The organism is Pseudomonas sp. ICMP 3272 (genome assembly GCF_001466905.1).
In the GTDB taxonomy this organism is placed as follows: Bacteria; Pseudomonadota; Gammaproteobacteria; order Pseudomonadales; family Pseudomonadaceae; genus Aquipseudomonas; species Aquipseudomonas amygdali.
In genome coordinates, this window is sequence record NZ_LKEK01000106.1 from 1 (window position 1) to 2,574 (window position 2,574).

At 60.3% G+C, this 2,574-nt stretch carries 1 protein-coding gene; it reads right to left on the bottom strand.

Annotated elements, in window-relative coordinates:
* A partial coding sequence (locus tag AO068_RS24345) for a beta strand repeat-containing protein (RefSeq protein WP_442963740.1) occupies positions 1-2,574 on the bottom strand: 2,574 nt, incomplete at both ends.

A 2,574-nucleotide genomic window follows, 5' to 3' on the forward strand; every position in this document is an offset into this window, starting at 1 on the left:
TGACGTTTACCAGCAGGTCGGCATCGCTGCTCAGGCTGCCGCTGTTGTTATTCAGCTCATTGGCTGTCAGATCGATGCCGTTGCCAGACACCAGACCGCGCAGGTTGGTCAGCAACTGGTCGACACGCACGATCAGCGCTTTGTCGCTGAGCACCGAGCCCGCGGTGTTGTCCAGCGACGTAGCGGTCAGGGTGAAGCCGTTGGCGCTGGAAATTTCACCGCTGCGGTTGCTGACTGCATTGAGATTTTTCAGCAGCAACTGGCCCGGCGCGGTAATCAGACCGCCGTCGTTGTTCAGCACGCCATTGTTTAAATCGAGGCTGACATCGCTGTTGCTGTACAGACGGCCGTCGTTGGTCTGATTCAGACCGGTGACCACGGCCGTCAGGGCCATGGCGCTGGCAATGCGCCCGGCGTCACTGTTATTGACCAGCCCGGCATCGAGCTGAAGGGTTCCGGTACTGGTCAGGCGGCCGCCTTGCTGGTTGTCGAACGTACCGGTGGTGAGTGTCAGACCATTGCTGGCGATACGCCCGTTCTGGCTGTTGTCGAGACTGCCACTGGTGAGCACCAGCGTTGAATCGCCGAGAATCTGCCCGCCTCGGTTCACGACCGAACCATCGACCGTCAGGGACGAGGCCCCGGAGCTGGTGACGCTGCCGGCAGTATTGCCCAGAGAAGCGGCGCTCAACACCAGCGTGCCATCGCTGCGCAATGTCCCTTGATCGTTGTTGAGGAGGCCCGTGTCTTTCAAACCCAGACTGTTTTTGGCGTAGACGCTGCCACCGCCCGTGTTGATCAGTTGCCCGACGTTCAACTGCACTGCGCTCTGGTTGTTCAGGCTGTCGGCGTTGAGCAGCAACGCACCATTAGCCAGTAAACGGCCCTTGCCACTGTTATCGAACTGGCCGACGGTTGCGGTCAGCTCTCCAAGGCTGGAGAGCTCCGCGTTGCGGTTGTCCAGCGTCGCGGCACTCAGCTCGACACCGGTGGCGGAAATCAGGCCGCGCAGGTTGGTCAGCAACTGGGCGACACGCACGATCAAGGCTTTGTCGCTGATCACCGAACCTTCGGTGTTATCCAGCGTGGTCGCGGCCAGCGTGAAGCCATTGGCGCTGGAGATTTCACCGCTCTGGTTGTTGACCACGCTCAGGTTTTTCAGCAGCAACAGCCCCGGCGCATTGATCAGGCCGCCCTGGTTAGTCAGCAGGCCATTGCTCAGGTCGAGGCTGACGTCGCTGTTGCCATACAGACGGCCATCGTTGGTCTGATTCAGGCCGGTGACCACAGCGCTCAGCGCCATGGCGCTGGCGATACGACCGGCATCGCTGTTGTTGACCAGCCCTGCATTCAACTGGAGTGCGCCGGTACTGGTCAGGCGGCCGTCCTGATGGTTGTCGAAAGCGCCAGTGGTAAGCACCACGCCATTGCCCGCAATGCGACCACTCTGGCTGTTATCCAGGCTGCCGCTGGAAAGCGTCAGACCTGCATCACTGATGATCTGCCCGCCCTGGTTGACGACGGCAGCATCGACTTTCAATGTGGCAGCACCGGCGCTGGTGACTCGACCGCCGGTGTTGGCCAGAGAAGCTGCTTTCAGGTCCAGCGTGCCGTCACTGCGCAGTACGCCCTGATCGTTATTCGATGCCCCGGTGAGAGTCAAACCCAGTGTGTTTTTTGCATAAACGCTGCCAGCGCCGGAGTTGTTCAGCTGTCCCAGATTCAGCTGAACGCCCTGCTGTCCGGAAACCACGCCGTTCTGGTTATTCAGGTTATCGGCTGTCAGCAGCATTGTGCCATTGGCCAGCAGACGCCCTTTCGCGCTGTTGTCGAACTGGCCGATGTTGGCAGTCAGGGTGCTCAGACTAGAAATTTCCGCACTGCGATTGTCCAGCGTTGCTGCACTCAAATTGACGCCATTGGCGGAAATCAGACCGCGCAGGTTGGTCAGCAACTGGGCGACACGCACGATCAAGGCTTTGTCGCTGATCACCGAACCTTCGGTGTTATCCAGCGTGGTCGCGGCCAGCGTGAAGCCATTGGCACTGGAGATTTCACCGCTCTGGTTGTTGACCACGCTAAGGTTTTTCAGCAGTAACTGGCCCGGCGCGTTGATCAGGCCGCCCTGGTTAGTCAGCAGGCCGTTGCTCAGGTCCAGGCTGACATCACCGTTGCCGTACAACCGGCCATCGTTGGTCTGGTTCAGGCCGGTGACCACTGCGGTCAGGGCCATGGCGCTGGCAATACGACCGGCGTCACTGTTGTTGACCAGCCCGGCATTCAACTGGAGTGCGCCGGTACTGGTCAGGCGACCGTCCTGATGGTTATCGAAGGTACCGGTGGTGAGTGCCAGACCATTACCGGCAATACGCCCGCTCTGGCTGTTATCGAGACTGGCGCTGGTCAGTGTCAGGGTTGAATCGCTTAGGATCTGCCCGCCGCGGTTGACCACCGCACCGCTCGTGCTGACTGACGCCGTGCCGGCACTGGTCACGCTGCCGGTGTTGTTGCTCAGGGACGCCGCACGCATATCCAGGGTGCCGTCGCTGCGCAGTGTGCCTTGGTCATTGTTCA